General features: G+C 51.3%; 21 protein-coding genes. All 21 read right to left on the reverse strand.

The window, feature by feature from the left end; genetic code table 11:
- Nucleotide 1 precedes the first annotated feature (1 nt).
- The 21 genes from ABEA14_RS08655 to ABEA14_RS08755 all read right to left on the reverse strand — a co-directional run bounded on the left by ABEA14_RS08655 (nucleotide 2) and on the right by ABEA14_RS08755 (nucleotide 25943).
- The gene (locus ABEA14_RS08655; RefSeq protein WP_345339542.1) at nucleotides 2-532 is read right to left on the reverse strand and encodes a dihydrofolate reductase family protein; all 531 of its coding nucleotides are present in this window, start codon (nucleotides 530-532) and stop codon (nucleotides 2-4) included.
- Between the two features lie 52 nt (nucleotides 533-584).
- Nucleotides 585-941: a nuclear transport factor 2 family protein gene (locus ABEA14_RS08660; protein WP_345339543.1), complete on the reverse strand. Its 357-nt coding sequence runs from the start codon at nucleotides 939-941 to the stop codon at nucleotides 585-587.
- A 94-nt stretch (nucleotides 942-1035) separates the two neighbouring features.
- Nucleotides 1036-1239, reverse strand: a complete 204-nt coding sequence (locus ABEA14_RS08665; RefSeq protein WP_345339544.1) for a hypothetical protein — start codon at nucleotides 1237-1239, stop codon at nucleotides 1036-1038.
- A gap of 392 nt (nucleotides 1240-1631) precedes the next feature.
- A complete protein-coding gene (locus ABEA14_RS08670) occupies nucleotides 1632-1994 on the reverse strand; it encodes a hypothetical protein (protein ID WP_345339545.1) in 363 nt (120 codons plus the stop codon).
- A gap of 334 nt (nucleotides 1995-2328) precedes the next feature.
- The gene (locus ABEA14_RS08675; RefSeq protein WP_345339546.1) at nucleotides 2329-2589 is read right to left on the reverse strand and encodes a hypothetical protein; all 261 of its coding nucleotides are present in this window, start codon (nucleotides 2587-2589) and stop codon (nucleotides 2329-2331) included.
- A gap of 222 nt (nucleotides 2590-2811) precedes the next feature.
- Nucleotides 2812-3423 carry a hypothetical protein gene (locus ABEA14_RS08680; RefSeq protein WP_345339547.1) on the reverse strand — a complete coding sequence of 204 codons (612 nt, stop codon included), beginning with the start codon at nucleotides 3421-3423 and terminating at the stop codon, nucleotides 2812-2814.
- A gap of 1 nt (nucleotide 3424) precedes the next feature.
- On the reverse strand, nucleotides 3425-5482 hold the full coding sequence (locus tag ABEA14_RS08685; protein WP_345339548.1) for a hypothetical protein: 2058 nt from the start codon (nucleotides 5480-5482) through the stop codon (nucleotides 3425-3427).
- Between the two features lie 353 nt (nucleotides 5483-5835).
- A complete protein-coding gene (gene greB, locus ABEA14_RS08690; RefSeq protein ID WP_345339549.1) occupies nucleotides 5836-6312 on the reverse strand; it encodes a transcription elongation factor GreB in 477 nt (158 codons plus the stop codon).
- 54 nt (nucleotides 6313-6366) lie between these two features.
- Complete coding sequence (locus tag ABEA14_RS08695) at nucleotides 6367-10194, reverse strand: eCIS core domain-containing protein (RefSeq protein ID WP_345339550.1); 3828 nt, start codon at nucleotides 10192-10194, stop codon at nucleotides 6367-6369.
- Entirely contained in the window at nucleotides 10194-11573 is a 1380-nt protein-coding gene (locus ABEA14_RS08700; protein WP_345339552.1) for an ATP-binding protein, read from the reverse strand. The genes ABEA14_RS08695 and ABEA14_RS08700 overlap by 1 nt, the downstream gene beginning before the upstream one ends.
- The gene (locus ABEA14_RS08705; RefSeq protein WP_345339553.1) at nucleotides 11540-13258 is read right to left on the reverse strand and encodes a contractile injection system tape measure protein; all 1719 of its coding nucleotides are present in this window, start codon (nucleotides 13256-13258) and stop codon (nucleotides 11540-11542) included. The genes ABEA14_RS08700 and ABEA14_RS08705 overlap by 34 nt, the downstream gene beginning before the upstream one ends.
- The gene (locus tag ABEA14_RS08710; RefSeq protein ID WP_345339554.1) at nucleotides 13248-15917 is read right to left on the reverse strand and encodes a hypothetical protein; all 2670 of its coding nucleotides are present in this window, start codon (nucleotides 15915-15917) and stop codon (nucleotides 13248-13250) included. The genes ABEA14_RS08705 and ABEA14_RS08710 overlap by 11 nt, the downstream gene beginning before the upstream one ends.
- The gene (locus ABEA14_RS08715; RefSeq protein WP_345339555.1) at nucleotides 15914-18496 is read right to left on the reverse strand and encodes a DUF1508 domain-containing protein; all 2583 of its coding nucleotides are present in this window, start codon (nucleotides 18494-18496) and stop codon (nucleotides 15914-15916) included. Before ABEA14_RS08715 ends, ABEA14_RS08710 begins: the two co-directional genes overlap by 4 nt.
- The gene (locus ABEA14_RS08720) at nucleotides 18489-21650 is read right to left on the reverse strand and encodes a baseplate J/gp47 family protein (protein WP_345339556.1); all 3162 of its coding nucleotides are present in this window, start codon (nucleotides 21648-21650) and stop codon (nucleotides 18489-18491) included. The genes ABEA14_RS08715 and ABEA14_RS08720 overlap by 8 nt, the downstream gene beginning before the upstream one ends.
- Before the next feature lie 26 nt (nucleotides 21651-21676).
- The gene (locus tag ABEA14_RS08725) at nucleotides 21677-22096 is read right to left on the reverse strand and encodes a GPW/gp25 family protein (protein WP_345339558.1); all 420 of its coding nucleotides are present in this window, start codon (nucleotides 22094-22096) and stop codon (nucleotides 21677-21679) included.
- A 40-nt stretch (nucleotides 22097-22136) separates the two neighbouring features.
- Entirely contained in the window at nucleotides 22137-22415 is a 279-nt protein-coding gene (locus ABEA14_RS08730; RefSeq protein ID WP_345339559.1) for a PAAR domain-containing protein, read from the reverse strand.
- Nucleotides 22416-22424: 9 nt separating this feature from the next.
- Nucleotides 22425-24158 carry a type VI secretion system tip protein VgrG gene (gene vgrG, locus ABEA14_RS08735; protein ID WP_345339560.1) on the reverse strand — a complete coding sequence of 578 codons (1734 nt, stop codon included), beginning with the start codon at nucleotides 24156-24158 and terminating at the stop codon, nucleotides 22425-22427.
- The gene (locus ABEA14_RS08740; RefSeq protein WP_345339561.1) at nucleotides 24155-24820 is read right to left on the reverse strand and encodes a CIS tube protein; all 666 of its coding nucleotides are present in this window, start codon (nucleotides 24818-24820) and stop codon (nucleotides 24155-24157) included. The genes vgrG and ABEA14_RS08740 overlap by 4 nt, the downstream gene beginning before the upstream one ends.
- Before the next feature lie 3 nt (nucleotides 24821-24823).
- Nucleotides 24824-24985, reverse strand: a complete 162-nt coding sequence (locus ABEA14_RS08745) for a DUF5908 family protein (protein WP_345339562.1) — start codon at nucleotides 24983-24985, stop codon at nucleotides 24824-24826.
- 55 nt (nucleotides 24986-25040) lie between these two features.
- A complete protein-coding gene (locus ABEA14_RS08750; RefSeq protein ID WP_345339563.1) occupies nucleotides 25041-25487 on the reverse strand; it encodes a phage tail protein in 447 nt (148 codons plus the stop codon).
- Between the two features lie 21 nt (nucleotides 25488-25508).
- The gene (locus ABEA14_RS08755; RefSeq protein WP_345339564.1) at nucleotides 25509-25943 is read right to left on the reverse strand and encodes a phage tail protein; all 435 of its coding nucleotides are present in this window, start codon (nucleotides 25941-25943) and stop codon (nucleotides 25509-25511) included.
- Nucleotides 25944-25952: the final 9 nt, after the last annotated feature.

The raw sequence follows: 25952 nt of genomic DNA on the forward strand, positions 1-25952 counted from the left end.
CTTAACGCTCGACAACGTAGTGGGTTTTAACCAGTTGATTTAGCAATACTCCTGAGGACGTTAGCTTTAATCGTACCGATTTTTCGCTATGGCCAAACAAACGAATACCCTCACCCAGGATGACAGGTACGGTGGTGATAATAAGCTCATCGATTAGATCCTCGCGGATAAAGCTTTGAATCAGTGCGCCACCATCAATGTAAAAAGCCGAATGACCTTCGGCTTTGAGCTTTGAGAGCATCTGGTGAGGGCTACCATTAACGATAAAAGCCTTGCCATTCAGTGTCTCGGGTATCTCCGTTAGTTGACTGGAAGCGACATACACAGGTTTATCGTAAGGCCACTGACCAAAGCTCAAAACTTTTTCATAGGTGTTTCGGCCCATAATCAGGGCATCTACCTGAGACATGAACTCGGTAAATCCGAAATCATCATGGGTAGGGTTATCAATTTGCTCCAGCCAGTCCAGCTCGCCATTAGGGCCTGCAATATAACCATCTAGGCTTTGAGCTATGTATACGATATTGGTCATCTTCAATCTCTGAGAGGAATGTGGCGAAGCCGACTCCCGCTAAATTCTCGGATTACTGAGGTATAGGCAAGTCATGGGCGCGCAGAAAGCTTAACTTGTCCCAGTAGCCTCGCTGAAAAACGATTAAACCATCTTTGATTTGAAAGAAACCGCAACCTCGTAAACCAACAGGGTCCTTCCACTCCAGAATGGCCCAATCACCGTCCTGTAAAATCTGCTCAATAATGCAGGTCATCTCTGCATTGGCAAACTCAGCAGTAAACATAGCGTGAATGGCTGTTTTTCCTATGACGGGCTCGTTTGCCACTTGATGGTTGACGGCGTTTGGGGCGTAGAAATCAGCGAGCTTGTCAGCATCCCCCTCATTGAAGGCGAGAACCCACTGTTCGACGATCTGCTTTGGTTGCATTGGATAACACACTGATTAACGTTGTTGACTAGCAGCATATGACCGAATACTTAGTTTTTAAAGCGCCGATTTGGGGCAAAGTGTCGGTGATCTCCTAGAGCGCAAACACGTAGATAAGCGCCGCTAGTTCAGCAATAAAAAACAAAGTGCTGAAAAGCAGGTCAAAGACACTGCCGAAGATTGACATGCGCGCGTATTCCTCGCGAACAACTGTGCGGTATTGTGCAGAGCACAGCCATAGCCAGCCTCGGTAAACCCAATGTACCGAACTAGCCAACTCTCCTATTACGTCAAGCAACGTTTTATCCTTTTAACTATCAATATTTTCAATGCCCTCAATGGTTACATCACTCAACTTTGGAGGGAATTTAGCCCAGATTGGAAGTTGGGTTATCAGTCATCAGACGCCCGGCTGGCAATTTGATAAGGAGTTCGCTTTGAACACTAAAGCTGAAAGCCGAGTTGTACCGTATGTAATTATGATAAATAAATATTGCAACTAACAAACATTTAAATTTGAAAGTAATCAATATTGGATTGATGTAAATCTAAAGCTGAGGTTTTCCATGCCTAAATATAAATTGACTGTGTTTTATGCCCTAAGTGCACTGAAAGCTAATTGGTTTTATCGCAAAGCAATTGATTCATTTGGAATGATTATAGATAAATAAAAAATCTACCCGCCCATCGCTATCCTAAGATCTCTTTGATTTTACTATTAGAGATTGCAACCCATGAATCATCTTTACTTGATTGAAGTAAGAACCCATCTGCATTACCTGAATTTATTATCATTTCAAGTGCTTTTTCCCCTCTCATTCCAGCGACCCTTTTTCCTGCTGCAGCCCCACTCCGACTGGTGTGGAATACAACCATCTTATTTCCATCAATATCGGCTGTTTGTAAAGATATCTTATTGCCAGATTCTTCGACAACGGAGAAAATCTCACTAGTCTTGATTAAAGAATATAGCTCTGGTTTGCTATCATTTGAATTGGATTCGGCCAATGAAGATATTATTTCATCCATTTGTTTCACACTAAGTTCACTCATGAGTTTTATCCAAATTTTTAATAATTGACACCCTCAAATTACTCTAAATTGAAACAGGCTTAATTGGATTTCCCTATAATGATTAATGCAGGGTGAAAATTACACGAATCATGGTAAGGCGAAGGTTTTTAGTTGGGTAATATTGTTCATATATTGACTTGGTAAGGGTTGCCGTTGTAGGGTATAACTCAATCAAATTTATCTTGCCTTCCCCATGCATCCCACAGGGAAAGCAATTGTTTATTTCAGCTCTATATTTTATATAAGTAGATTTTTAATCTTTTGGGTCTTCACAACGCAGCTGAACAATCAGGTGTTAATACTCATAACCAGATTAGTCATCCAATAGCTCTGACACTCTATCAATGAGCTTTTTTACTTTTAATTCTTCAGGGCTGGCGAGTTCTCTAGAAGAAGTAATTCCAAATGTGAATAGCGTTCCTGGTGGTAATTCTTCTTTTGGGTTTAAACCGTTCTTTGACTTTTGCTCTATAAATTCAAGTTGATTTATAATACTAAGAAGAGCCGTGGAATCTGGGTGCTTCACATAAAGAGATTTAACTTTTAGCAAAGCTTTAGTGGTTTGTTCTTTCAATAGCTTAAAGTTCAAATTGAAGACCCATCTATGGTTGTATTTTCAAAGCCTTTTAAAATCTATAATCGCTCAAGACTTTAAACCTATCAAAGAGGTTTTCATTAGGTTAAGTATATCTTCAGAAGTATCAGCAGGTGGCTTGAAGTATATTCTTATTTCATTCCTGTACTTATACCCCCTCTAAAAATTATTTTAAGCTATCATGCCTGTTAATCTTACACGCTAGCTAGATGAACTGTAACCAATAGATTTCATCAGTTCTAAAAGATAATGTTTCTTGTTTATATCACCACTTCTTAGAACTATGTAGTGTTTCTTATATTCTTCATCCCCAAACTCAAAACCCATGATAGACAATACTTTCTGGACACCCTGGATGAAGGTGGTTTTATCACTCTCTTCATTAACCAGAGTTATCAACTGTTCTAGCCAAGTTGACTTGACATCTTTCACTGGAAAATAATTTATGGCTAAATTTCTGGCATCTGTAATTGAGCTTGAAAAGGCTGCAATTAGTCCGGTAACACAAAAATCAAGCTCACCATCCAGCTTGTATTTTTGCATGTGGAATTCAACTTTAGCTTCGTCACTCATTGATTCAAATAGTTTTTTTTCTCCGAGCTTTTTTAAAGCCATAATATCATCAATTAAAAAAAGAAATGAAACAGTCTCTCTACTTATAGAAACAGTTTCTCTACCAATTACAAAGTCAAACACATCAGCTCTATTACTAGAATTTATTTCTGAAATTAAAAATTCTGGCGGCCCATCAAGCCTAGCTCTTCCATATGAACTATAGTAATCGTTTAGTAGGTTTTTTAGTTTTTCATCCATTCTAATTTACCGGAGTGTATTCCATTAAGGTATTTACATAGGTTTGGGGAAGCTCTGCATAAGTTCCATCAGATTTAACAACGTGAATAGATAAGCTATCAACCTCACCCATAAGAATTTTATCTTTAACCAATGCTTTTTCCTTATTATGCCAAATAGTTCCTGGATCCCATAACTTATTATCTGTCTGAATTAAGTTTACTTTTCCGCTTATCCCATCTGCATACTTTTCAGATACTTGACTCCATAGGTCTTTTGACCATGGTGGGGGCCCCTCTCCTTCACTCCATACATGCCCAGTATCCCATTGGTCAATAATCTTCCCACCTAAGGTAGTTTCAAGTGTCACTCCATCTATGTTTTGGGCAAACTCTTTTGCTTTGTCTGGACTACCAGACCAAAATACCGCTCCATCTTTAGGAGAGGTTACATCTAACCTTTCTATGACCTCGTCCCAGGATTGTTCTGGACTTCTCGGCAAGTAAGGGCGGAGAATATCTCGAGCCTCTTCAATTCTCTGTCTAGCTAATACCGCATTTCCAGATTTTTCAGCTAAGGACGCCTCTTTTGATAATCTGGATATTTCAGCTCTGTCCTCTGCAGCTGTCCTAATGAATCTTTTAGTCTGTCCCTCTGCAATATCTGCCCCTTCAGGCTTATCCAGTTTCGCCTCAATCTTGCCGTTGGTTGCTCCACTCTGCTTCTTAAACTTAGCTTTCTTCTTCAGTTGTTTGGCGAGTTGCTGGAACAGTGCGCCGAGCTTTTTAAGTTTGGCTAACTTACTGGCACCCAAGGCAACGGCGGCAGCACCGCCGGTGGCTACGGCGAGCAATGCGGCAAGTACAATTTCGAAAACTGCGCCGCCGCCTATCTCGGTTAGTTCGGTATGGTGTTGCAGGCTGACATAGTCTTTACCGAATTTGACCAGTTGCGCTTGTGTCTCGGCGTCATCATAGACAAAGCTGGCAACTTCATAGGCTTCCGCCATCATCTCTTTGGTGATCTGGCTCGGATCAAAGCCAAGCGCTTTGACCAGTGCCTGGTGCTCTGAATCCTGCCATTTGGATACAAATGTCGTGGACCAATCATCTGATTCTAAGTTGTAGGCCTGCCAGGCTGCACCTACAGCACGTTTGAGTTGCTGCTGAGGGTGAACAAGGTCATAGACGTTGTAAGCAAATTCAGCCGTATCTTTGCCAGCATTCCACAGGCCAGTGAGCAGTGCACCTGTGCTAACCGCGGCTTTCTCCGCTAGGTTGAGCTCATCATAAGTTGCCTTTCTCGCTTCAAATTCCGCTCTTTCATCCACCAAAATACCTGCCAAGGCGGCACTGATTTTTGAGCGCGTGGCAAAAATAGCAGACTCATCTGGTTGTTCACCAAACTCGACATGTGCGGTCGCCGGTTTCAGGTTGTCATGGTGCGCTTTACCATTGCCATCAAGTGTTCCAGACAGCACCTCTCCGGTAGATAGTGTGGCTGTATAGGGAAGTCCAATCGCAGGCTTACCATTGGGTAATACAGCTAGCAGATCCAGCGTTTCGAGTATTGGCGCTGCTTGTTTGCCACCTTGAACGGTAGGCGCGGATGTACCTAACCCAGGGGTGTTTTTTGTTGCTTCTGCTTTTACCGCGGGATCTGGTGTTTCGGAGCGAGATGCCATCGGCACCTGTTTCCATAGGTGTGCAGGGCGATTGGCTTCAATTTGTGTGGGCTCTTTGAATACTAACAATTCGCCAGATGCCATTAGTTTGGCGAGTTCACTCCTGAGTTGATGGTCTGTTTTGCTCTCCATTCCCCAATGGGTGGGTCTCACTTGCTTGTAGAGCTCGCGAATGCAGAACTGTATACCCCAAGAGTCGCAGTGGCTTGTTAATAGTTGCTGACCGTACGCGGGCATTCTGTATAGATGCAATGCCTCGTCGATTGGTTTGTCCAAGTTATTCGTCGGGCAGCGAAACACAAATGCGTTTGCAACAGCATCAACGAGCAGTGTTCTGGAAAGGCGAGCTTCCCTACCTTGCGGTGTTTGACAGAACCAGTCACTTTCAGTCGTCATAAGCGCCTCATCCTGAGCGGACTTATGAGTTGGCGGTACATTATCACTGTCCTTGTGAAATTGTGTTCAGCTAATCCTAGCTGGAATTTGATGATCAGAGCGTGACAATAACACCATATGAATTCAGAGGAAATATGCGCCAAAAAGGTTAGGTGGTGCTAATTAAGTTACACTTTTAATAGCTTTTTCAAAGCTGAGTTCTGGGTGTTAAAACCAATATGTTCAGTCACTGCTTCATCCACTAGTGTATGAGGGCGATTTGCCGGACGAACGTCCACTATTAGTCTGAAAGTGTTAGGCTGACGAGGTAGCCCTGAACGTCAAGTCTCGCTAAAAAGCTCCGGCTGGATGCACTAACCCTTCGGATACTCAATTGAGTTAATAAACCAGGTTTTCTCCCCTTCAGGGGTTCTGACGATGGCTTCGTCGTCCACCTCTTTTTTCAGCAGGGCACGCGCCATGGGGGAGTCGATGGAGATATAGTCATTCCGACCAAAGATCTCATCGTAACCCACGATTCGGAACTTGAGTTCTTCACCGGTTTCACTTTCTACTTCAACCCAGGCACCAAAGAATACCTTGCCCTCCTGCTCTGGGGCGTAATCCACGATTTTGAGTCGCTCCAACGCTTTGCGGATATAGCGGACGCGGCGGTCTATTTCGCGCAGGCGTTTTTTGTTGTACTGGTAGTCAGCGTTTTCGCTGCGATCACCCAGGCTGGCTGCCCACGTCACTTTCTTGGTGGTTTCCGGACGCTCGGTACGCCAGAGGTGTTCCAACTCCTGTTTCAGTTGGTTGTAACCTTCGCGGGTGATTAACGGTGTTCTCATCGGTTCAATTTGGTTTTTTACTTGCTGCTCAGCGGATTATGCCACTAATCTGACCTAGTTTCTGCCGGTGCGGCCACCTTGTGAACCCCCCTGATTTCTCAGCCCCACCAACCAGCGTTTCAGTGGATTCCAGAATGCCAGGTGCACGCTGTTGCCGTTCTTGGTGTGCATATCGCGGGAGAGTGGGATAAAGGTCTGGCTATTGGTACCTCCGAAGTCCAGCGGCAGCATATGGTGGATCTCGGTTTGTTCACCGATACGGGTATCCCATTGCTGATAGAAGTGGTCTACGCGATATTGGCTGGGGTGGTTATCAAATGCATTCAGCATGTTTTGTTTACGTTTTGGTTGGCTGCCATAGGCTCGTCGCTCAGCGGCATTAAACAGGCTGTGGATATAGGTCCACTTGCGAGTGCCCGCTTGCAAGCCGCGTTTGTTGCCTGTCATCAGCCAGCCTCGGGTGATCAGGCGCTGCACGCTTTCACTGCCACTATCGACACCGCGCCACCAACGCCGCTTAAAACGATCAAAGGCGTGGCGATGACCGTTGTAGGTGGAGGCTTCTTCCGGGTTGCTGCTATCGACAATGCCTGCAATACGGGCCGGTGGTGCATAGTCGCCATTAGCGGCAGCAATGGTGTACTGAATACGCTGACCACTGCCCAGACTTTGGGTTTGCTGACGACCGCCCTGGGTAAAGCGTGCCTGATTCAGGGTAATGGCAGCGCCGCTGAATATTGAGCGGGGCAGGGCACCTGCACGGCGACTGCGAGAGTAACCCTGGATCTGAACTGTGCCACCACTGTCTAGAATATCTATTTGGTCCGGCAGTGCGGCGGCTACCTCGCTGGCATTGTCTCGATTGGCTTCGACACCACTATCTATCCCCGTACCCGGATTGATTCGGCCAAATACCCACCAACGGTTGTTCTGAATTCTTGGCTCAAGAGTGCGGAAACCATAACGGGTTTTAATGACGGCAAGCGCACGTCGGATAATGGCGGCCCCCAAATTATTGCGAGGCATTCGGCGAACCACCTGTTTGGCCGCATTTAGGCCGCGGCGCAGGCGTTCTCGGGGATCTCTGGGAACACCTGTTCGTGCTAAGCGGCGCAGGAATCGTCTACCTTGCCTCACTATCCAACGGATCGCGCGGTCCAGAGCTCGGTCTATCGGGCGGCGGATACGGTTGATAATGCGCTGAATCGCACGGGAGATCCCTCCCAGCCCCAGTAGCCTGGCAAGGAAGCTGATCACCAGCGTCAGGCCGCCGACCATGGCGCGTTCAACCCTTGCCGCTGCAGGCCTGATTCGGCCAGCGGCGATGGCAACAATGGAATTAATCACCGAGCGGGCGACCTGCATAATGGTGCGCAGGCGTTCAACAAAGAACATGATGGTGTTGTAGATCGCCAGAATCGCCTGAACAAATGCGCCAGCGGGGTTAAGCATGGACACCAGACGGATCACGGCGGCCTGGACAATGCGTACGGCGACAAAATTCATGATCTGCTGGATCACCATCTGTCGCAAATTGGTAATGCCCTGACGTATCTGTTGCCAGAGGGCGGCTGGGCCTTCGGTGATCAGGGTACGCACCAGTGCGAAGCCTCGCTCCATGGCGGCTACCGGACGCTCGCCGATCACCCGAACCAGCTTGCGCCGCACGTTTTGCCAGGTCAGTCCCAGCACACTGAGGACAAACTTGATCAGTTCACGCAAGTTAAACGCTTGTGGGATATAAACACCGGTACCTTCCAATGTGCCGGTCAGCCAGTTGATGAGTGCAGTGCGCAGATGGGTGAGGAAGTTCCGGGAGAACTGACGGAAGCCAAGAATACCGGCGCGTACCAGGTTGCGGATAAAACCCACCGGATTACGAATAATACGACCAAAGGCACTGCGTACCCGGCGCAGATAAGGCATCAGGCCGGGCGCCACAACCTGAAAGATAATCTCCAACAGTTTCATTACCTGACGGCCTGCCCAGCGAATAAAACGCAGGGCAAATCCGGCAAAGGTACGGGCAATATGGCCAAAGATCCCCAGCACATTCACCAGTTGGGCGATACGCAGGGCGTTCAGTGCATTCATCACCAAACGGGGGATGGCCCTGACAAATCCCATCAGCCCAGCAAGCGCACCCTGGAACCAGGCCCAGGCGCGGGGGATGGCGTTGGCACGCTGAATGTTTTGCCACACCTCTTCCTGGCCTATCAACCGCATAAAGCCACCGATCAGGTTTTCGGCATTGCGCTCGACTGCTTCGCCAGTAATCGGGTTACGTCCCAGTACGGCACACAGCAGGTTCCAGCCGCGGGTTTGTGCTGCCATTCGTGCCAGCGGCATTAACACCGCTTCTTTGATAAAGCGGAGAATACCGCTCATCAAACTTCTGGCGAAGTTGATGATGCGGGTGATGGGCTCGGTAAAAATACGCCGCGCCCGCTGCCAGACGCCACTGAGGTCAAAGATGTCTCGCCAGCTCAGGGAGTCGAGGAAACGATTGATGGCATTGCGAATAGCCGTACCGGTAATGGAGAGAGAGTTCAGCTGTTGGCTGATCCAGTTACCGACCCGTTCAAACACGCCATGATTGTCCAGCGCCTGGGTGATCAATCCACCGCCTGGAAGAAACTCAACAATGGCCCTGAGGATATTGGCGGGACTGCGCACCACTCGGCTCATATTGATTGGGTTAATGCCCAACAAAATGGTGAACATACGGAAGCCGGGAATGTGATGGGCACGATCGGCAAAGTAATCGAGTGCATCGCTGATCCCTAGTCGTTGCACCTGATCGCCCGTGCGATGGCTGACTTTGACGGCGCGTTGCACATTGGCTGTATCACCCGATGTCGACATTGGCGCTGGCGCTGCTGTTAGCGTAGAAACGGGGCTAGCGGCTGTTGTTGGCGAGGCGGCAGCTTCTGTTGTTGAAGGTGCTTCCTGAGTTGATTGAACGGGCGCAGAAGCAGCGGAACTGCCCGTTGAAGATGTCTCTGAGCTGGGCGATTCGGCGCTATTTTGATTAGAACCGCTTTGCTGAGAACGGTTGTTCTGGGTTGCTGCACCCTGCTGAATGGTATGAGTCAGCTCATGGGCTATCAGGCGTTTGCCATCATCAGAGTCAGGCTGGTACTGGTTATCACCAAAAAACAGATGATTGCGATAGGCGAAGGCGCGGGCGCTGACACGACGGTTTAATCGTGATGACTGGTTGTCAGTATGAATGCGGATATTACTAAAGTCGGCGTTAAATCTGGGCTCCATAAATTGGCGAACCGAGAGAGGCAGTGGGCGTCCGGCGCTTGTTGCTGCGCGGATTTCTGCCTGAATATTGCCTGCCATATTGGGGCGGCCTTCAGCCTTAGCTGCAATCTTTTCCGGCTCCTCTTTTTCACTATCCTCAGAAGAATCAGGCGCCGCTTTTGTCTGTACCGGCTCCTCCTCTTCGTCGCTCGATTTTTCTTTGGCAGTAGCATTTTCTTGTGGAGACGTTTTGCGCTGCAGTGACTCGCCGTCAGTTTGTTTCTCTGCCTGCTCTTTTTCCTGTGTTGAATCGTCCTCAGTTGCCGCCCGATACAGGAAACGATAGAGCTGGCTGCTGCCCTGTTTGACTTCGGTGATCTGATTGGCAGGCATCCGCATCACTTTGTCGGCGGTGTTGTCAGCCTCTTTCTCTTCTGGATCGTCGGGGGAGGATACCCGCGTTGATTTCAGTGCGGCGCGCACCAAGCCCGGCTGTGCCTGATCCTTGTCTTGTTCTTTGCTTGCAGCGGCCCGCAGCACGGCTTTTGGCTGAGTCGTCTGAACCTTATTGGCCGAGGTCTTATTTACCGAGGTCCTGGTTGCTGAACGTGACAGTTTGGCCGCTTGCATCAGATCCGCCTTCCCTCTTTGGCGAACTCCCGCTTAAGCCCCTGTACGATATCAGCCTGACTGATCAGATTGCTGTGTTGGCTGATGGCGTTGAGGCTGCAGTAACGCACGACATTCATGATGGTGCCACCGGAAACATCGTACTTTTCAGCAATGGCCGGCAGATCGACACAATCGGCAAATTTCACCTTGTCGGAAAAGGCCTGCTGCCAAATCCGTAGACGTTCAGGGGCGGCGGGCATCGGGAATTGAATGATGCTCTGAAAGCGGCGCATAAACGCTTCATCGATATTGGTTTTCAGGTTGGAAGCCAATATCACCACTCCGTTGAACTCCTCTATGCGCTGCAAAAGGTAACTTACTTCCTGGTTGGCGTAGCGGTCGCGGGCGTCATCCACCTGAGTACGTTTGCCAAACAGGGCATCAGCTTCATCAAAGAACAGGATCCACTCTTTGTGCTCCGCTGCGTCGAAGATACGGGACAGATTCTTTTCAGTTTCACCGATGTATTTTGAAACGATCAGGCTGAGATCGATTTTGTACACCTCACGCTGGCAAAACTGCCCCAACAGGCAGGCCGATAAGGTTTTCCCTGTGCCTGGGGGGCCGTAAAACAGCGCCGTGTATCCGGGACTCAGCCGGTCCTCCATCTGCCAGTCGCTCATCAATACGGCACTGTATTTAACCCAGTTTGCTATCTCCTGTAGTTGGGTGTGCAGTGATTGTGGCAACACCAGTTGGTCCCAACTACGTTTGGTATTGATCCGGCGGGCAGGAAAGTCGGCGCTGAACGCGGGCTTGAACGGGTTGCCTGTGGTGAGGTGATCCTGCACATCTTTTGGCATGGTCAGTGCGGCACTGGTCCACGGCTCCAGAGGCCCCAATGACCGAGCTTGAACAAAACCAAGGGCAAACAGCGTGGAGCCGGGCTCTAAATATTGGTTGACCTCAAAACGTTCATCTAACACATCACCTGCCAACAAAAACAGGGCGGTTTCTATGGTGGGTAGAAAGCCCCCGTGTCCTTGGGCCTGAAGACCACCAAATTCGGTGTGGCCGCGCTCGGTAAACTTGTTGCGCGCAAACAGCACATCCAGCATCTGCGGCCGGATATAGGGGGTAAGCACCAAAGCCAGGATTAGACGTTGGGCCGGCGTCAGTGAATGGGATTCAACCAGTCGAGTAAGGTTGGCGCCCTTGGGCAATTGCGGTGGTGGCAGCTTGTCGAAGCGAAAATGCATCGGTTCGCCGTCGGTATAAAAGTACGCTTCCAGCCGCGCTTCCAGCACCTGGGCCAACCAGTGCAGCTCTAACTCCAGTGCATCAGCATTCAGTGTGCGCTGACTTACCAGCTTACCTGTATCGGGTGCTGCATCCATGGAAGTTTCACCGTAGTTATAGAAAACGGAAGTTGGTCGAGCAACAGATCGATGCCTTGTCGCTCCAGGGTCAGTTGCCAGTAACAGGCATCAGGTTGACCATGTTCTGAATTGAAGCAGATAAGCCCTTCACGGCTGAGGAAGCTTTGGCGCAACCCTTCCACTGAACTGCTTTTCAGCGCTGTCCAATGAGCTAGCAGACTGCGAAGTAAGGTGTCGAGCTCGACTATGACCTCGGTTGGCAGTGGCGCGTCATCTAACAGCAGTAATGCGTCGGGTTTTAATCCGAGCAAAACCTTAAACCAGCCAAGTTGATGCTCTGGGAGCGCTTGTTCACCTTGTTCGCGTTGAACACTTTGTTCACTTGAGTAGCAACCGGCCGCCAAATAGGCGAGCGCTTTGGCCGCCTTGCTAAGCGCCGTGCTTCTAAGTGCGCTTTCATCATCGAGCCAATTTAATTGGCGAAATAGCCGGGGTAGATAGGGATGCAAAAGTATGAGCCCTGCGCCATATACCCTTAGTGTATCGGGTGAAATCTCTGCCTGTAATGACTGTTCGGCTCCAGGTCTGTTCGCGGATGCTGTGGTTTGCGAAGGCTTAAGGCTGCCACTCCTGTCATGCGTAGCCTTGTCGCGCGTTGTCTTGTCCTGCGCTAGCTCGTCGCCTAACAGGCCATAGCTTTGCAGTCGGTCTGAAAGCCACTGTTGCTGTGCGGGTGACCAACCCAGTTGTTGTTCTATTTGGCTTAGCTGTGCTGATGACAATGGCAGATGGTAGTGACCTATCGCTTGCATCTGCTGTTGAGCACTGGCTGCCGCCAGCAAGGCGATACCTTGTTCGTGAGAGAGCAACTCTCGCTTTTGGACCAGTTGCAGTAAGTCGTTAAGTTGTTCTGGCTGCGCCGTGCCCGTTTCTACGTTAGAACCTGCGTTTGAAACCGCTTTTGAGCCCATGTTTGAACTTAAGGAGGTTACCGCCTCTATCCACAGATCGCCTGATTGATGCGTCAGGGCGAGATCCAGCAGTCGTTGCAGGGCGTCAAAATGGGTTACCTGCTCCATAAGTCTGAGCAGGTTTGAGCTTTCGGTGAGCTGTGTTTGCCACTCTGATCTCAACTCGCTCATTCCGGTGGCATACCAGGGCAAACTACCATGATTAAGGTAATGCCACAGCGAGTCTTTGGTTATTTCTGCTGGCGTTAGTTGGCGCGCACCTGCTATCTGCTCTGGACTGTTTTCTGGCCCTCTCTCAGAACTGGAGCCCTGCCCGCTAAGTGCGTTTTCCTGCCGAGTAGGAGAGGACGATGAGACGATGCTGTTTTCCCAATCGTCAGTGGAGAGTTCGATATCGGACAGCTGCGAAGCGAGTGCAGGATGCTCTGTCAGCGCTGAGAAAACATCGCTCAGCTGGTTTTGAATCGCCTGAATCAGGGCAGACTTATCCACTAGCTGGTCGGGTGGCAGAGTAATGTTCAAATGTAGCTTTGGCAGGTGGATCCAGGTCTGCTTCGGGTAAGAGATCTGAGCGGCGTTAGTTAAGCTGTCTGAAAGGACTTCATCCACAACATCATGCATCGCAGGCAGGCTATGGTGCAGCATGGTTCGGAGCGCCAAGCCTGTCTGTTGGTCAGGCGCCTGTGTATGAATCGTCAGGCGCCTGATGCGATGGGGATGGTTAGAATCCACCGAAGCGGCCTCCCAGCCTGCTGGCTAAGTCGGTCCTTACTGCTGAATCACCCATGTTATTAATGCCCAGTTTTAAGCTGTCGATCGCCTTTTGGTTGCCTTTGATGGCGTCACTGTGCATGACGATGGTCTCGACGGCCTTGGTACCACCTTCGCCACGCATGGTGGTGTCATTGGCGGCATATTCCGCCAGCAAGACGATGCTTTCGGCCATCTTCTCCTGGGCTTGCGAGCGTTTTTCTTCAAGTATCTTTCTTTCGTCGACGTTATCCGTTTCCCGGATCTTCCTGTTGTAACTGTCGACCAGTTTCTCTCGAGCCAGCAGATCTTCAGCCATGGCATCGGCCAGGGGATCGCCCAATAGACTGTCGATATCAAGATCCCGTCCTTTGACATTGGCATCTTCGATATAAAGGTCTCGAACAATGCCCAGAGAGTCTTTAAACACATCACCGTAAACAGACTGGAACTGGATCTTCTCGTCGATCTGCAGATTCAGGTTGGCGCCAAAATCAGTGAACTTGTGTTCAAACTCGAATTCCAGTGATGGCAATACCTTGATGCCGGGGATCGGGATCGCCTTAAACGGCGGTTCAAACTTGGGCAACTCTGGACGTACTGTTTCCTGTTGAACAGGCTCGATATAGTGGGACAGCATGGCACTGCCAACAATGATGCCACTGCTGTTATACAACAGTACAAAGGAGCCGCCTCTGGGTACGCCATTCATCACTTCCATGCCGGGGTGGGCATTAACGAAGTTGGGCAGCAGATGTTTTTCGGTGTCTTTTTTATCCTGCTCTTTGTCGATGCGGTCGATCCAGTCCACCCATATCGGGGTGCGATTGACGATCAGTTGATCGAATGAGGTGGGGAAGTGGGTATTCGATACTTTGGCAACATCGTTCTTAAACAGGCCACTATTTTTCATCAGCAAGCTAATGTCGGCGTTAAAGGTTAGTTGCTCTTCTTGGGTCAATTTGGGTTTGCTGAGCAGACCCAATGACTTTTTCGCGACACGGTTTATTTCGGCATCGCGGGTACGGGCCTGTGTTTTAACATCAGCGACATCGCCATCACGGATTTTGCCTGCATCGGCTTCTTTGATCACCGCATCCCGGAACTGGCCGCTGAACTCGGTCACCTCCTGGAGTTGATGAGTGAGGTCCTGTTTCAACAAATACTGGAAATCTTTCAGCCCCCAGCGCGGCTTAAAAATCGGGCCGAGTACCTTATCAAACGAACCTTCGACCAAGGTGCCAGTGACACTGAATGGCAGGTGATGCTGCCGGATCAATTTGCGCAATGTGGATTCGGTACTGGCGTAGTTTTTACCTATCACGCCTTCAATGCGGAAGAAGTCGAAGCCAGACTGGCGTCTCAGCAGTGGGTTTTCTGCGCCGCCGCGCGGATTGTTTTTATCGGCGTGATAACCCAGCAGATAGCGATTTTTTCCCTGACGGCTGGCCTCGTAAGACCAATGTTCAAATGCGCCTGTTTGATAGTACCCAGGGACGCTGGGGTGGGTATGGCTGGAGGGGGTCACTTTGAGTGCGCTGATGTTGGTCCAGCCAAATTGATTGAGCAGACTGGTGATTTTTGCAAGCTGAAAACGTACCTGTTCCAGACTGTTATCGCTGTGGGCGGGTGAGGGATAAAATCCGGTGCGTTCGCCTCGGCCGCCGCGGCCATCAAGGCCACCAAGCAGCAGATGTTTGTCACCGCCGCCTGGCGGGATCAAATACCCGAGTTCGAGATCCGCCAGGGCATCAATCAGTGCATTCCAACTGTCACAAAGATCGCCTAGAAATTCGTAGTAGTACTGCAGACGAGTGGTTTCTGTGGCGGCTTTGCTATGAATGGCTGTCAGCCTTGTGACCCAACCGTTACTGGGGTTACCTTCAAACTGTGTTTGCAGGTAGGGCTGCAGTAGCTTCCAGAAGTTGGTCAGGTTTGGCTGTAACTGTTTGAAGGTGCTGGTGCATGCTTCTCTTATCGCGCCAAACCATTCGTTTTGGGTATTGATGGAGGGTTTGAACGCGATGGCGGGCAGATAAGCGCGTGGCAACAGATCCAGCGGCAGGGTTGTGTCTGGAAAGGGTTGAAGCAGCAGTTCGACAAACTTGGCCGGTGTCGCCAGCAGGCGTGTGGTATTAGTGTAGAGATGACCGTTGTTGTCGCAGTCGGTGTCTGTGCAGATATCTTTGGTTTGCACATAGGTCTCTGCCAACAGGAGAAAGACCATCTCTGAGAACTGATCTTCGAGTGCGCCAAGGGGCTGGGCATCCTCGTCGCTTTGTCCTTTTTCCACCAGCTGATAGAGAGGAATACGCTCGTCATCGATCATAAACGGCGCATAGATGGGGGCTTTCTCCGGGTAGTTTTTGTAACGGTCAAACCGTTGTGGCTGATGGTTCACCATCAGATCGCCATCTGTGGTGATGCCTAATCCTCGCGACAGCGACAGCTCTTTGCCCTGCTCTTTAACGACCAGCCCTTCAATAATGCCGATGCCAGTGAGTGCGGTGCGGGTAAGCCGGCCTTCGTCATCAAGATAGGCCGACAGGGTATTGAGCTGCTGTGCGGTCAGCACCTGGTCTTTAACAAACACCGTGTACTGCCGTGATATCTCCGCAAGGCTGTTGTGTAAGCTGGTCATAATGACTCCTTGAAGGTACCCAGAGCGGTTCTACCTAAAACGAAACCTGTCTGTTCCGATTCGCAGTCGTGGAGTTGTTCCACCGGGTAAACGTTATTGAGTTGGCCGAGTACATCGATAAAGCGTTGTTTCTTCTGTTCCGGATTACTCCGACTGGCGCCGTGTAAAACGCCGAGCCAGTCCTTGTAGGCTTTTTCCAGCATCGCCATCTGATCTTTGTCTATCCAGCACACCCGCGGCATGATGTGGGCGGGCACCTCACTGCGGATCACCGACTCGCAGTAGCGCCGAAAATCCATACTGGCGAAGCGGGCGCCATAGGCGGGCAGGACCACGTGCAGTTGGTAGCTATAGGGATCGATGCAGTCGTCACAGCCATCATCCAGACAGATAGGCATATGCGGTTCGTCATCGGTTGCTGGCAGCAGCAGGCTATGTTCGATCAGGTACATGCCTTCATCGCTGTAATTGATACTGAGGTAAGTGACCACCTCATCAATGGCTTCTAGTGCTGCGGCTTCGCTGTCGAAGTATTCGATGCGACGGGCAATGATCTCTTCGCTGTCGTCGACCAAGTTGAAGTAGTGGCGACCATCCCGTGATTGGGCGAGTCGATAATGGCTCGGCATCATGCCCATCAGGATCGCCTGGCGCATCTCCCTCTTCGCTGCACGCTTGGTTTCGTATCGGGTGCTGCTGCTGAGCAGAATGGTGTCGTTATCGCGGTTACGAATACGGAAGCGGAATTCATCATCGGGTGTTTCATCTATCTCGGCGTAGATATCAAACGCCACGTCACCCAGGTTGCGGCGCTGGTGATTGGTGATGCCGAGCAGACGGCATAAACGCTGCTCTAAACCGGACACGTTTTCTGTATTCCAATAGGCATTCTTCAGGCTGACATCATGCCCGAGGCCGCGGTTGCGACTGACGTTCGGTACTGCTTGATGAAACTCGCTTTTGTAACGCAGGGTGGCGACGGGGGAGTGACCAAACGCATTGAGCATAACGTCGGTCAGCCCTGTCAGATCTTCCCCAAACCGGGCGGCTAAAAAGTCGAGGAAACGGTTACGGCGGTCCAGATCGCTATCGCTGTTGTTGAGCAGGCTTTGCAGCATTGGCGCCGCAGTGGCCTTGTCGCCATACAGTTTCTGCCAGTCCCGTATTGTTTCCGGTAGTTGACCGAAGTAGCTGGTCTGTTGCTGGTCATCCAGTGAAAGCAGGTCGCGCAGGTGACTGGTTTGTGCCAGGTAGTTGGCGGCAAGCTGGTCGAAGAAAGCGAGATAGCCGCGAAGCTGCAGTACCTGTGCTTTTCTTTGCTCGGAGGCATCGCCGGGCAGGCCTGCTTCACTAAGCCCATAGACGGCTGGCATATCAGTTTGAATGGTTTGGTATGCGCTGATTTGCCGGTTTTGGCCGGGTGTTGCCTGCAACTGGTAGCTGACCGCCTGCTCCTGTTGCGCCTGACTCTGTTTCAGTTGGGCTTTTAACAAGGCGATGGCCTGTGCTTTGTCGTAAAACGCAGGCATCTGATGTTTGAAGAATGCCAGATGGCCAGACTGAGGTTTTAGTACTGCCTTGCGACCCGGCATCACGGGCACAACCCAGACATTTTTTAACGGTTGTGTCTGACCGTCAGGGTTGATAATCAACTCGCGTACGGCAACGACATCATCGATATCCATGATCAGATTGATCAGGTCAGACAGGCGGATCTCCTTTTTCAGCTCCGCCTGACCAATCGCCTGATCCGAGATGTAGCCATGGTCAAGCAGGGGGCCATTAAACAGGGCATCTGCCCAATCGACACTGTTTAGACTGAGTTCGGGTGGTTGACTGGTGATCGGCGCCTGCAGGTGTTGATGAACTGCCTGCATCACATCGGCAAACACCTGTTTGGCATCCGCTTTTGGTGCTATCTCTATTTCGCCACAAAGAATAAAGGCCTGTTTGCTGATCAGTCTGGGTTTGGTGAACCACTCACAGAGATTTCGTTGCTGGTGCAGCAGTGTTTCGGCGGCGGCGACGGTTTCCGCTTTAGCTTGCGCGTTGAGTCCGTCGGCCAGTTCCAGACTGACCTGATAACCGCCAGCGACAGATAATTTCTTAATGTTTTTTCCGTTTCGCGCCTTACGGGTTACTTCGCCGGTTTTGCAATCCAGGTAGAGCTGAACGGGTAGGGGGGCGAGCCAGGCGTTTTGTATATTGGGTAGGTCGACCAGCAGTTTGCGATAGTCCCTTTCTGTCAGTGCCGCGGCGGGCAGCACTTCATCCGCGGGTGGGAAGTGCGCAGCCATCAGGCTCTCACGGCTGGCGCTATCACTGTCTGCAATGCCATCGACCAGAATATCCTGCACTGGCCAATCCAATCGGTAACTCAGCTCTGTCAACAGATAGCTGAGCACCTCCAGCATGGTGATACCCGGATCATGACGGTTGTAGTCGCTCCACAACTCGCTACTGAGCGAAATGATCTGGCTGATCCCCTGATTGTAGAGATAGATGGGATCCTGGCTGCCATTCAGGTCTGCCTTGGGGATTATTGCGTTGAAAGCGCCGAGTGCCGAGGTGTCAGTCATTGGCGACCCCCTTGATGATATGGGCACTGTCCGAGGTAAGGATCTGCATCGGTGAGGTCGGCGTTACCCGGTGGGCATCGGCTGAGTATGTTTCGCCATCGGTGGTGGTCTGCAAAGCCACTTGGGTAATGAAATCGACGTAGGGCAACTCTTCGATGAAATCCATCAATATCGACTTGTAGATCACGCCGCCAAACTCAGGCCCCGGGCTGCCTTCATCGAGCCACGGAGATAGGTAGGTTTGCAGTGCCGACTGCAACTGTTGCTGGTAATAACTGAACTCGTAGCCGGTTTTAAACTGCACCTCAAAGCTAAGACGCACCGCGAGATATTGTGGGTTACGGACGTGAATTTTCGCCTGCATCGCCTTGCGTGCGTCCAGGTAACTGCTGACCAGGTCCAGGGTTTGGCTATCGGCCTGAGGTTTTAGTGGGTCCACCGCGTTATGGCTATTGACGTAGGGCAGCAGCAAAAACAGGGTATGGCCGGGGGCTTTCCAGTTTGCTCCCGTCTCTGTGGCCCTGGCGTGGGGTATCGCTTTAACCCGGTACAGCTGCGGAAACGCCTGCAAAACCAGGGTTTCATAATCGTGAATGCTCAGCGCACGGTCTTTGTGGCGCAATCGCTCTGACACCCGCGCTGCCAGTGCTGATGCGGATTCCATGGCGCTACCACCAAAGCCATCGAAGGGTTGGGCAACGGTTTTAATCTCCGTCATTGCCGATTTGAACTTGCTGATCCCCCCGGCGGGAAGCGGATCATATGTGGTATTCTCGCTGCCGTCGGAGACATTGGCGACATTGGGGAATGCGACCACCTCGATAGCGTTGCTAAGCACAGTGCGTAGTTGGCAGACCGAAGTGACATTTTCGGCGATCGCCAGTTTTAGCCATAACAGCCCGGTGGGCATTAACGAATGCTCGGTGGTGGCCTGTTTGGGGATCACCAGTTTGACTATGCCGCTGGTCAGCAGACCATTGCTGTTATCGTAAATAAGCTCCTGGTCTGACAGTGCTTTCCAGTAGTTATCACATAACACCGACCACGCGATATCCGCCGGCTTTAATCTGGGATCGGCGCTGCCGTCGACCACTTGAAACAGCAGTTGGCAGCTTTCACCGCCAGTTAGTCCACTCAGACCTAACAGCAGCGCTCCCTCTTCTGTGTGTTCTGGCAGCAGGCTGACCTGTTTATCGACAACAAAATCCAGCTGCTGGCGTTGGTAAGCGTGTTCCCGTCGCTGGCCAAAACAGTCCAAATGGAACAAACGAATATCGTCATTGGCAAACGCCTGTGCAGAGGCGGTGCCGAACTGCACTGTGTTTGTGTAGGCTTCGTAGTCTAAGGTCAGCTCGCTAAGCTCAGGGGTATAGGGCTCGCTGATCATTGGTAGGGTTTCAGTCGCGTTCACCGCCAACACGTTTTTAACGTAGGCGTTGCGATACTCCTGATGGAAGAAGTCCCGGTTCAGCGATAGCTGCAGTTGGTTTTTGCCCGGACTCGAGGTTGGCAGGGAAATCTTCCTTCGTTGCCTGATTGTCGCGCCATTGAGGCCATCCCGCATCGGTCTGAATACGGGGTTTATCTGGCTGAATTTGTCGAACCTCTGTTTGGCCCAGCCGCTTTGGTATTGGCTGAGAGTGCGAGCGTAGCCCTTTTCCTCCGCAGCGGGCTCTGCCGCTGCCGTTTCAGATACCGACACTGACTGAAGCAGGGTGGCATTGCTGCTGTGAAATAGTGGCTGCTCGTTTTCACTGAAGGTTCTGGCAAGGCCGTCAGAGACACTGGCATCAACGGTGAAGTGGCTGTTGCTGACACTGGCAGGCACGCTGCTGTCGTAGGTCGACCAATGATTGTAGCGTGTTGAAAAGCGGCTTGGAGGGCTCTTCCAGCGCAAATGGGCTGTGACTTTTTTGAGTTGCTTGCTGAATGCCTCGTTACTGCCTATCACCAGCGTTGACCCCACTTTCGGTTGTGGTCCAAATGGCATGAAATCGCTTGAGGGATCAACGGGGCCAATGTCGGATTTAACGCTAAGCTGCCGCATGCCTGTGACGACAACTGAGAGCTTGGCGGAAGCCAGCTTGGCTTTGGTGAGCTTGGTGATGAGAGGATGTTGGCGCTCAATATTTACCAGCAATTGGAGCACAGGTGTTTGAGCGTCAAGCTGATAACCGTGAAGACCCGCCTGATAATCAATAATGGCTGGGCTATCACTGTCCAACGTGATACTAAGCGAGACTTGTTTTCCGGCAAAAGTCGCGTCGACCAGTTGCTGTTCTGTCCAGCCCTCTTGGGTGCTGAGATGCGCTTTGAACAGGTCAGAGACCTGGGTTTCACCGCTGATGATATCGGTTGTCAGAGTCAGGGTTACATCAATACGCCGAGTGCCTTCACTGAGCCGCAGTAGCTGAGAAGAAAGCGCTAGGCCGATTTCGCCGCTGGGCAACGCCTCATGACCAAAACCAAACCACTTCTGATCCTCTTCCGGTAGAGCCTCACCTAAACCGTCAAGAGAATCGGCGACGGTGGCGATCTTTAGTGCGCCGGGGCTGGTCTGGGAGCGAAAAACCGAACGCTTTTCAACGATCAGGCTTTGATTCACCAGCGCATCTGTTTGTGGCTGCACCAGTATCTCTGATTTGTCTTCACGTTTGCCCGCTGATAGCTGATGTTGCGGTGTAATCAGTAAAGACGAGACCTGTTTTTTCAGTGTCAGAACAAGGTGGGCATGCGCTTGTTTGGCTGGCAAGGGTTGGAATTTGAGAACCTGTTGGTAGTAGAAATCCAAATAGCGCTGTTTGACTTGGTTTAGGGCGGCCTGTGGCCCTTGCTGGTAAGCGTCTATAAATACCTTGATGAGCGCCAGGTGAGGTGGCACCTGTCCGCTGTTTTCAGTCAGCCAGGCTTGTGCCTGACCTTCATCAAAGGGGAAAAAGTTGCGCCAGTTGCCATCGGCGATTTCATCGTTCTGGCTGTAAAAACTGAGCTGGTTTGCGAGTGATTGCAGAAAAGTGAACAGGGCTTCCTGGGCACGCTCATCGACGTTGACGTATTCATCGGCAAGGGGGTTGGGCAGACGCTGATCCTGACTCCGTCCCTGCACTGGCAGGGTGAGTTGAACTATCTGTTTGTCGGCATTCGCGTCGGGCATTGGCTCTATCCGTCAATCTGTTCTAGTTAAACGGTTGGAGAAACTTCAGAACCATCGTGCAGGTAATAGGGATACACGAGGTTGAAGCGCGAATTGCTGGCGCGAATTTCATAGTCCAGCAACACCAGTAATTTGCCCTCGTTGAGGGCGCTGTCATCGAGCTTTATCGACAGCAGATTTATCCGTGGTTCATACACCAGCAGGGTGCGTTTTATCTTGTCAGTGAGAAGGGTTTTGGCTGTGGTATTGAGTGATTCAAATAGCTGTGACTCCAGATTCAGGCCGTACCCTGGCGCCATAAAACGTTCGCCTTGCGTCGTGCCGAGCAGGATCCTGAGACTATCCTCGATCTCTCGCTCACCTTCGGCCATCGCGACCTGGCCATTGTCGTTGTTAAAACTGGGCGGAAATTGCCAGCCTCTGCCCCAGAAAGATTTTTCACTCATTAGCGCTGCCCCCCATACCTTGCTTAGCCTGCTTAGCTAGTTAGCCAATGATGACGGTGGGATCGCCCACCACCACGGATGCACCGCACAGGCAGGTATCACCGGCTCTTACTGCCGGTATATTGCCGATTAGCACTGTGCTGCTACTCATTACAAACGGACTGACGGTGGGCTGATGACCGTTGGGCGGCAGGCTGCAGACATGGTTGTCTCCCATAACGGCCGCGGGCATACCGCCTATCAGTACTGTGGCGTTGCCCGGGCCAACCAGCGTGCCACCATGATTCGTGCTGTCGCCAACCCTTGCTGCACTGGGCATAGCTCTCTCCTAATTCAATTTCACCAGTGACCCTTTCACGTTGGTCACTGCTGAGCTGTTGATGTCGATACCCGCCGAACCTTCCGCGCTGAAATTAGCGCTGGCTTTGAGTTCGATGTTGCTGTCCGCCTCTAGCGAGATATTGCCGGTGGCGCTGAAACTGATATCTCCGGCGCTTTCGATTTGAATTCCGTCGGCATTAAGCACCAGCCGATTGTCACTTTCGTCTTCCAGTACCAGGCCTGGCTCCTGATCAGTGAGTTTTAGACGGTTGCCGTTTGGTGTTTCCAGGGTCAGTTCACTGTTCTCATCATCGAGTTTGAGCAATAGCCCGCTGCGGGTTTTCAGCAGCTTGATATGGTTGTCATCGGATGGCTGTTCCGGGGCTGGATGTGCGCTGCTGTGCAGCATGCCAAGAACAACGGCTTTGCGGGGGTCACCCTGAACAAAGCCAACGATGACTTCGTCATCGACTTCTGGCCGAATCATCAAACCTCGGTCATCGCCTGCATCCAGGCTGGCAATGCGAGCCCAGATGCCGTCACTTTCGTTGTTTAGCAGCGGTAGCCGGAGCTTGACCCGAAACTCATTGTCGGGGTCCTCATTGCTCACCACGATGGCGATCTGCAGACCAGAGACAATCTCTGCGGTGGCGGATGATTTGGTGCTGGGTTTTGCTGCGATGGCGTCTAAACCCCCGACCTGAAAATAGCTGCGCCAGCCAGACACTCTGTCTGTTTCGTGGCGCACGCCAGTGACAAGGGCATTGCCATTAAACGCGTCACCCAACCCCGATAGCTGGACGACGTCGCCTGGATTGACGGTAGCGATCCCCTGGCTTTTGAGGGTGCCATTAACGCGGCTGAGCTCTGCATATTGGCGTTCGGCGTCTGCCTGTTGCTGCGCTTCCGCTTCCTGCTCTGCTGCTTGTCGCAACACGGCTTCCGCGCCGCCAAGATTGTCGGCGAGCGCTGAAGGTTCGGTATTGCCGGGCATCGCCTCCAGGTTACTTTCACCTTCGGGCTCACTGAGTGTTTGCTCGCTGCTATCCCAGAACGGGTTTTTATAACTACTGGCCTGAGTGCGGGCGTCGGTTTCCAGATCCGCAGAGAGGAGAGTGGCACCAAATTCCAGGTTACATACGGGGTCGCCAGACAGATCGGGCGCGGTGATCTCCAGCTGATCCCCGCGAGTGAAAATAACTAGGCCATTGGCCATCGCACGCTGCAGACAAAAATCCCAATCGCTGCAGTCGTATTGCACTAATTGCTTGTGGGTGACGGAAGTGGCCTCGACTTCGGCCAGCAGCGAGTATTCTTGTAACAGGCTTTGAATTATGTCGCTGTCGCTCTGCTCTTCGAAGTAACGACCGTTTTTGGTCAAGGTTGCTTTTATGGCGGCGTGTTTGCAGGTAACGATCAGCTGTGGTGCTGAATCTTCCCGTAATTTAATCCGCTGAGCGACCACAATTCCGCTGAAGATCAGAGTGCTGTCGTCACTGCCTCCTGCGAGGATTTCGATAGTGTTGCCCTGGGCAAATAGGTTGTCATTCAGCAGATGAAACTCACCAGTGGCTGCGGCACCGTCCTGGTAAACCAGTTTAGCTGATGCGATCTTATTAACCGGTGCCGATATTGAGGCGGATAGCAGGTGCTGACTTCTGGGCACCGGTTCGCCGTTCACCTTCACGGTTAACTCGCGATGTAGCTGGCTGACGGGGAGGGTGCGCTGGCCTCGACTCATGTTTTCTCCAGGGGGGGGAACACCAATCGGGTACCTGGCGCAATATTGCGAAAACTGCTGAGTCCATTGATACGAGCGACCTGGGGGTAGTAGCTGGCATTGCCATAGATCTGGTGGCACAACATGGGCAGTGAATCGCCGGATCTAAAAATGCGCTGATGGGTCAGATCTGGCGATTGGTCCTGCGCTTCGGCGACTCGGGTTTCATCATCTGAGTTATCGGTGAAGGTGGCGCTAATGACGGCTCTGAGCGGCTCACCACTGGGGCGAAATAGCTTATAAGCGACAGAGGCGGATTTGAGAATGCAGCGTCTCACTTCCATGGTGCCCCAAGCCACAATCAGGTAGTTGGGTCGGTGAATATCGCCGTTGTAGCCGGTGGTCGATTTAAACGCTTCCACCTGCTCCTGTACATCGACCAAGTTACCGTTGGCGCCAGTGCCATCGATAAAGAAACTGAGGGAGAGGTCGCCGGGTTTTACCTGTTTGAACTCCATCCGACTGCCCGTGGTGCCGCTGCCCTGAGCACTGTCGTACTCCATCTCGTAGGCCAGAGTCAGTTCGCTGGGGTTTACATAGGCGTGAAACTCCGACAACACGGAGCCCGAATAATCGGCTTCGGTGTAGGCTTGGATTTTCAGCTTTTCCAATTCACCAGGCATGGGCTAGGGCTCTTCCTGTTGCTTGAGGATTTCCATCACCTGCTCGACGCACTCTTCGATGATTTGCTTTTTCGACTCACTGTCGCTGGGACGGGTGTTGCTTCCGCCACTGGCACGATTGCCGACATTCACAGAGATCACCACTTCATCTATCACGATGGGCATAGGCGGCTCGCTTTACCTTGTTGTTCTCAAAACACATCTCTCTGACACCGGACTGCTAACTCGGGGTCACGCTAAAGCGTTGGTAGTAAAACTGGAGCGTTTCCACCACGATGCTGTTGCTGGTGGCGGAGAAGTCAGACACCGACCATTTGATTGGATAGGCATTGACGATATGCCAGGTCATCAGCGGCTCGTGTTCGGCGTTGAGCAGCTTAATATCCATATCCTTGGGGGTGATGCTGAAATCTTCGATACACTCCTTGACCCAATCCACCAGCTCGGACTGCTTGAGCAGACCGCGTTTGAGTGTCAGTTCAGTGTGTTTGGCGCGCACCGGGTACTTTTGAACAAAGCGGTTCTGCCCGCCCTCGGCGACCTCTTCGGTGGAGAGTTCCTCACTCAGGCCTGACACATCGGAAAACCGAGAGTCCTGGCTATCGCCGGCAAAACCGGCAACTTCCACTTTGAAGTGAAACCCTACGGGCGGGTAGTACAGCGTCATACTCAGTACCTCGATGGCGATTTAGTCGTTTTGAAGTTCCAGCCCCTCGTGGGCCAGCTCTATCGACTCAATAGCGACTTCGTTACCTGACGCTTTCAGACTCGGGCCTTCAACTTTCACTGGAAACGCGTTGTGGATCTTCCAGTTCATCACCGGGATATGCTCTTCATTGAGCAGGGATATCACCAGGTCGCGGCGCTCAACTGTGTTCATCTTCACTGTGTTTAGCCAGTTGAAGAACTCGTTGTCTCCGGCGGTTATTCCCCGTTTCAGGGTGACGTTGCTGTACTTCTTGAGTCCCGGCATCTTGATGGTGGAATATTCAGGGAATGAGCCGTCGCGATACTCGATGGGTTGCACTTCCTGGGTCAGGCCGGACACTTCAGAAAAGCCGATCCGGATGCCGCCCCACTGAACCACAAAATGAAACACGGGCAAGGGATATAAAGCAGACATTGTCTTCGC

This window comes from Corallincola platygyrae, assembly GCF_039544265.1.
In the GTDB taxonomy this organism is placed as follows: Bacteria; Pseudomonadota; Gammaproteobacteria; order Enterobacterales; family Neiellaceae; genus Corallincola; species Corallincola platygyrae.

What these genes read in the sequence shown, in the direction of transcription:
- ABEA14_RS08730 (WP_345339559.1), bottom strand. Translation starts at nt 22,415, where the DNA reads ATGCCCAGTGCAGCAAGGGTTGGCGACAGCACGAATCATGGTGGCACG.
- greB (WP_345339549.1), bottom strand. Translation starts at nt 6,312, where the DNA reads ATGAGAACACCGTTAATCACCCGCGAAGGTTACAACCAACTGAAACAG.
- ABEA14_RS08715 (WP_345339555.1), bottom strand. Translation starts at nt 18,496, where the DNA reads ATGACTGACACCTCGGCACTCGGCGCTTTCAACGCAATAATCCCCAAG.
- ABEA14_RS08670 (WP_345339545.1), bottom strand. Translation starts at nt 1,994, where the DNA reads ATGAGTGAACTTAGTGTGAAACAAATGGATGAAATAATATCTTCATTG.
- ABEA14_RS08750 (WP_345339563.1), bottom strand. Translation starts at nt 25,487, where the DNA reads ATGACGCTGTACTACCCGCCCGTAGGGTTTCACTTCAAAGTGGAAGTT.
- vgrG (WP_345339560.1), bottom strand. Translation starts at nt 24,158, where the DNA reads ATGAGTCGAGGCCAGCGCACCCTCCCCGTCAGCCAGCTACATCGCGAG.
- ABEA14_RS08655 (WP_345339542.1), bottom strand. Translation starts at nt 532, where the DNA reads ATGACCAATATCGTATACATAGCTCAAAGCCTAGATGGTTATATTGCA.
- ABEA14_RS08725 (WP_345339558.1), bottom strand. Translation starts at nt 22,096, where the DNA reads ATGAGTGAAAAATCTTTCTGGGGCAGAGGCTGGCAATTTCCGCCCAGT.
- ABEA14_RS08710 (WP_345339554.1), bottom strand. Translation starts at nt 15,917, where the DNA reads ATGACCAGCTTACACAACAGCCTTGCGGAGATATCACGGCAGTACACG.
- ABEA14_RS08740 (WP_345339561.1), bottom strand. Translation starts at nt 24,820, where the DNA reads ATGCCTGGTGAATTGGAAAAGCTGAAAATCCAAGCCTACACCGAAGCC.
- ABEA14_RS08685 (WP_345339548.1), bottom strand. Translation starts at nt 5,482, where the DNA reads ATGACGACTGAAAGTGACTGGTTCTGTCAAACACCGCAAGGTAGGGAA.
- ABEA14_RS08660 (WP_345339543.1), bottom strand. Translation starts at nt 941, where the DNA reads ATGCAACCAAAGCAGATCGTCGAACAGTGGGTTCTCGCCTTCAATGAG.
- ABEA14_RS08700 (WP_345339552.1), bottom strand. Translation starts at nt 11,573, where the DNA reads ATGGATGCAGCACCCGATACAGGTAAGCTGGTAAGTCAGCGCACACTG.
- ABEA14_RS08695 (WP_345339550.1), bottom strand. Translation starts at nt 10,194, where the DNA reads ATGCAAGCGGCCAAACTGTCACGTTCAGCAACCAGGACCTCGGTAAAT.
- ABEA14_RS08755 (WP_345339564.1), bottom strand. Translation starts at nt 25,943, where the DNA reads ATGTCTGCTTTATATCCCTTGCCCGTGTTTCATTTTGTGGTTCAGTGG.
- ABEA14_RS08720 (WP_345339556.1), bottom strand. Translation starts at nt 21,650, where the DNA reads ATGCCCGACGCGAATGCCGACAAACAGATAGTTCAACTCACCCTGCCA.
- ABEA14_RS08680 (WP_345339547.1), bottom strand. Translation starts at nt 3,423, where the DNA reads ATGGATGAAAAACTAAAAAACCTACTAAACGATTACTATAGTTCATAT.
- ABEA14_RS08745 (WP_345339562.1), bottom strand. Translation starts at nt 24,985, where the DNA reads ATGCCCATCGTGATAGATGAAGTGGTGATCTCTGTGAATGTCGGCAAT.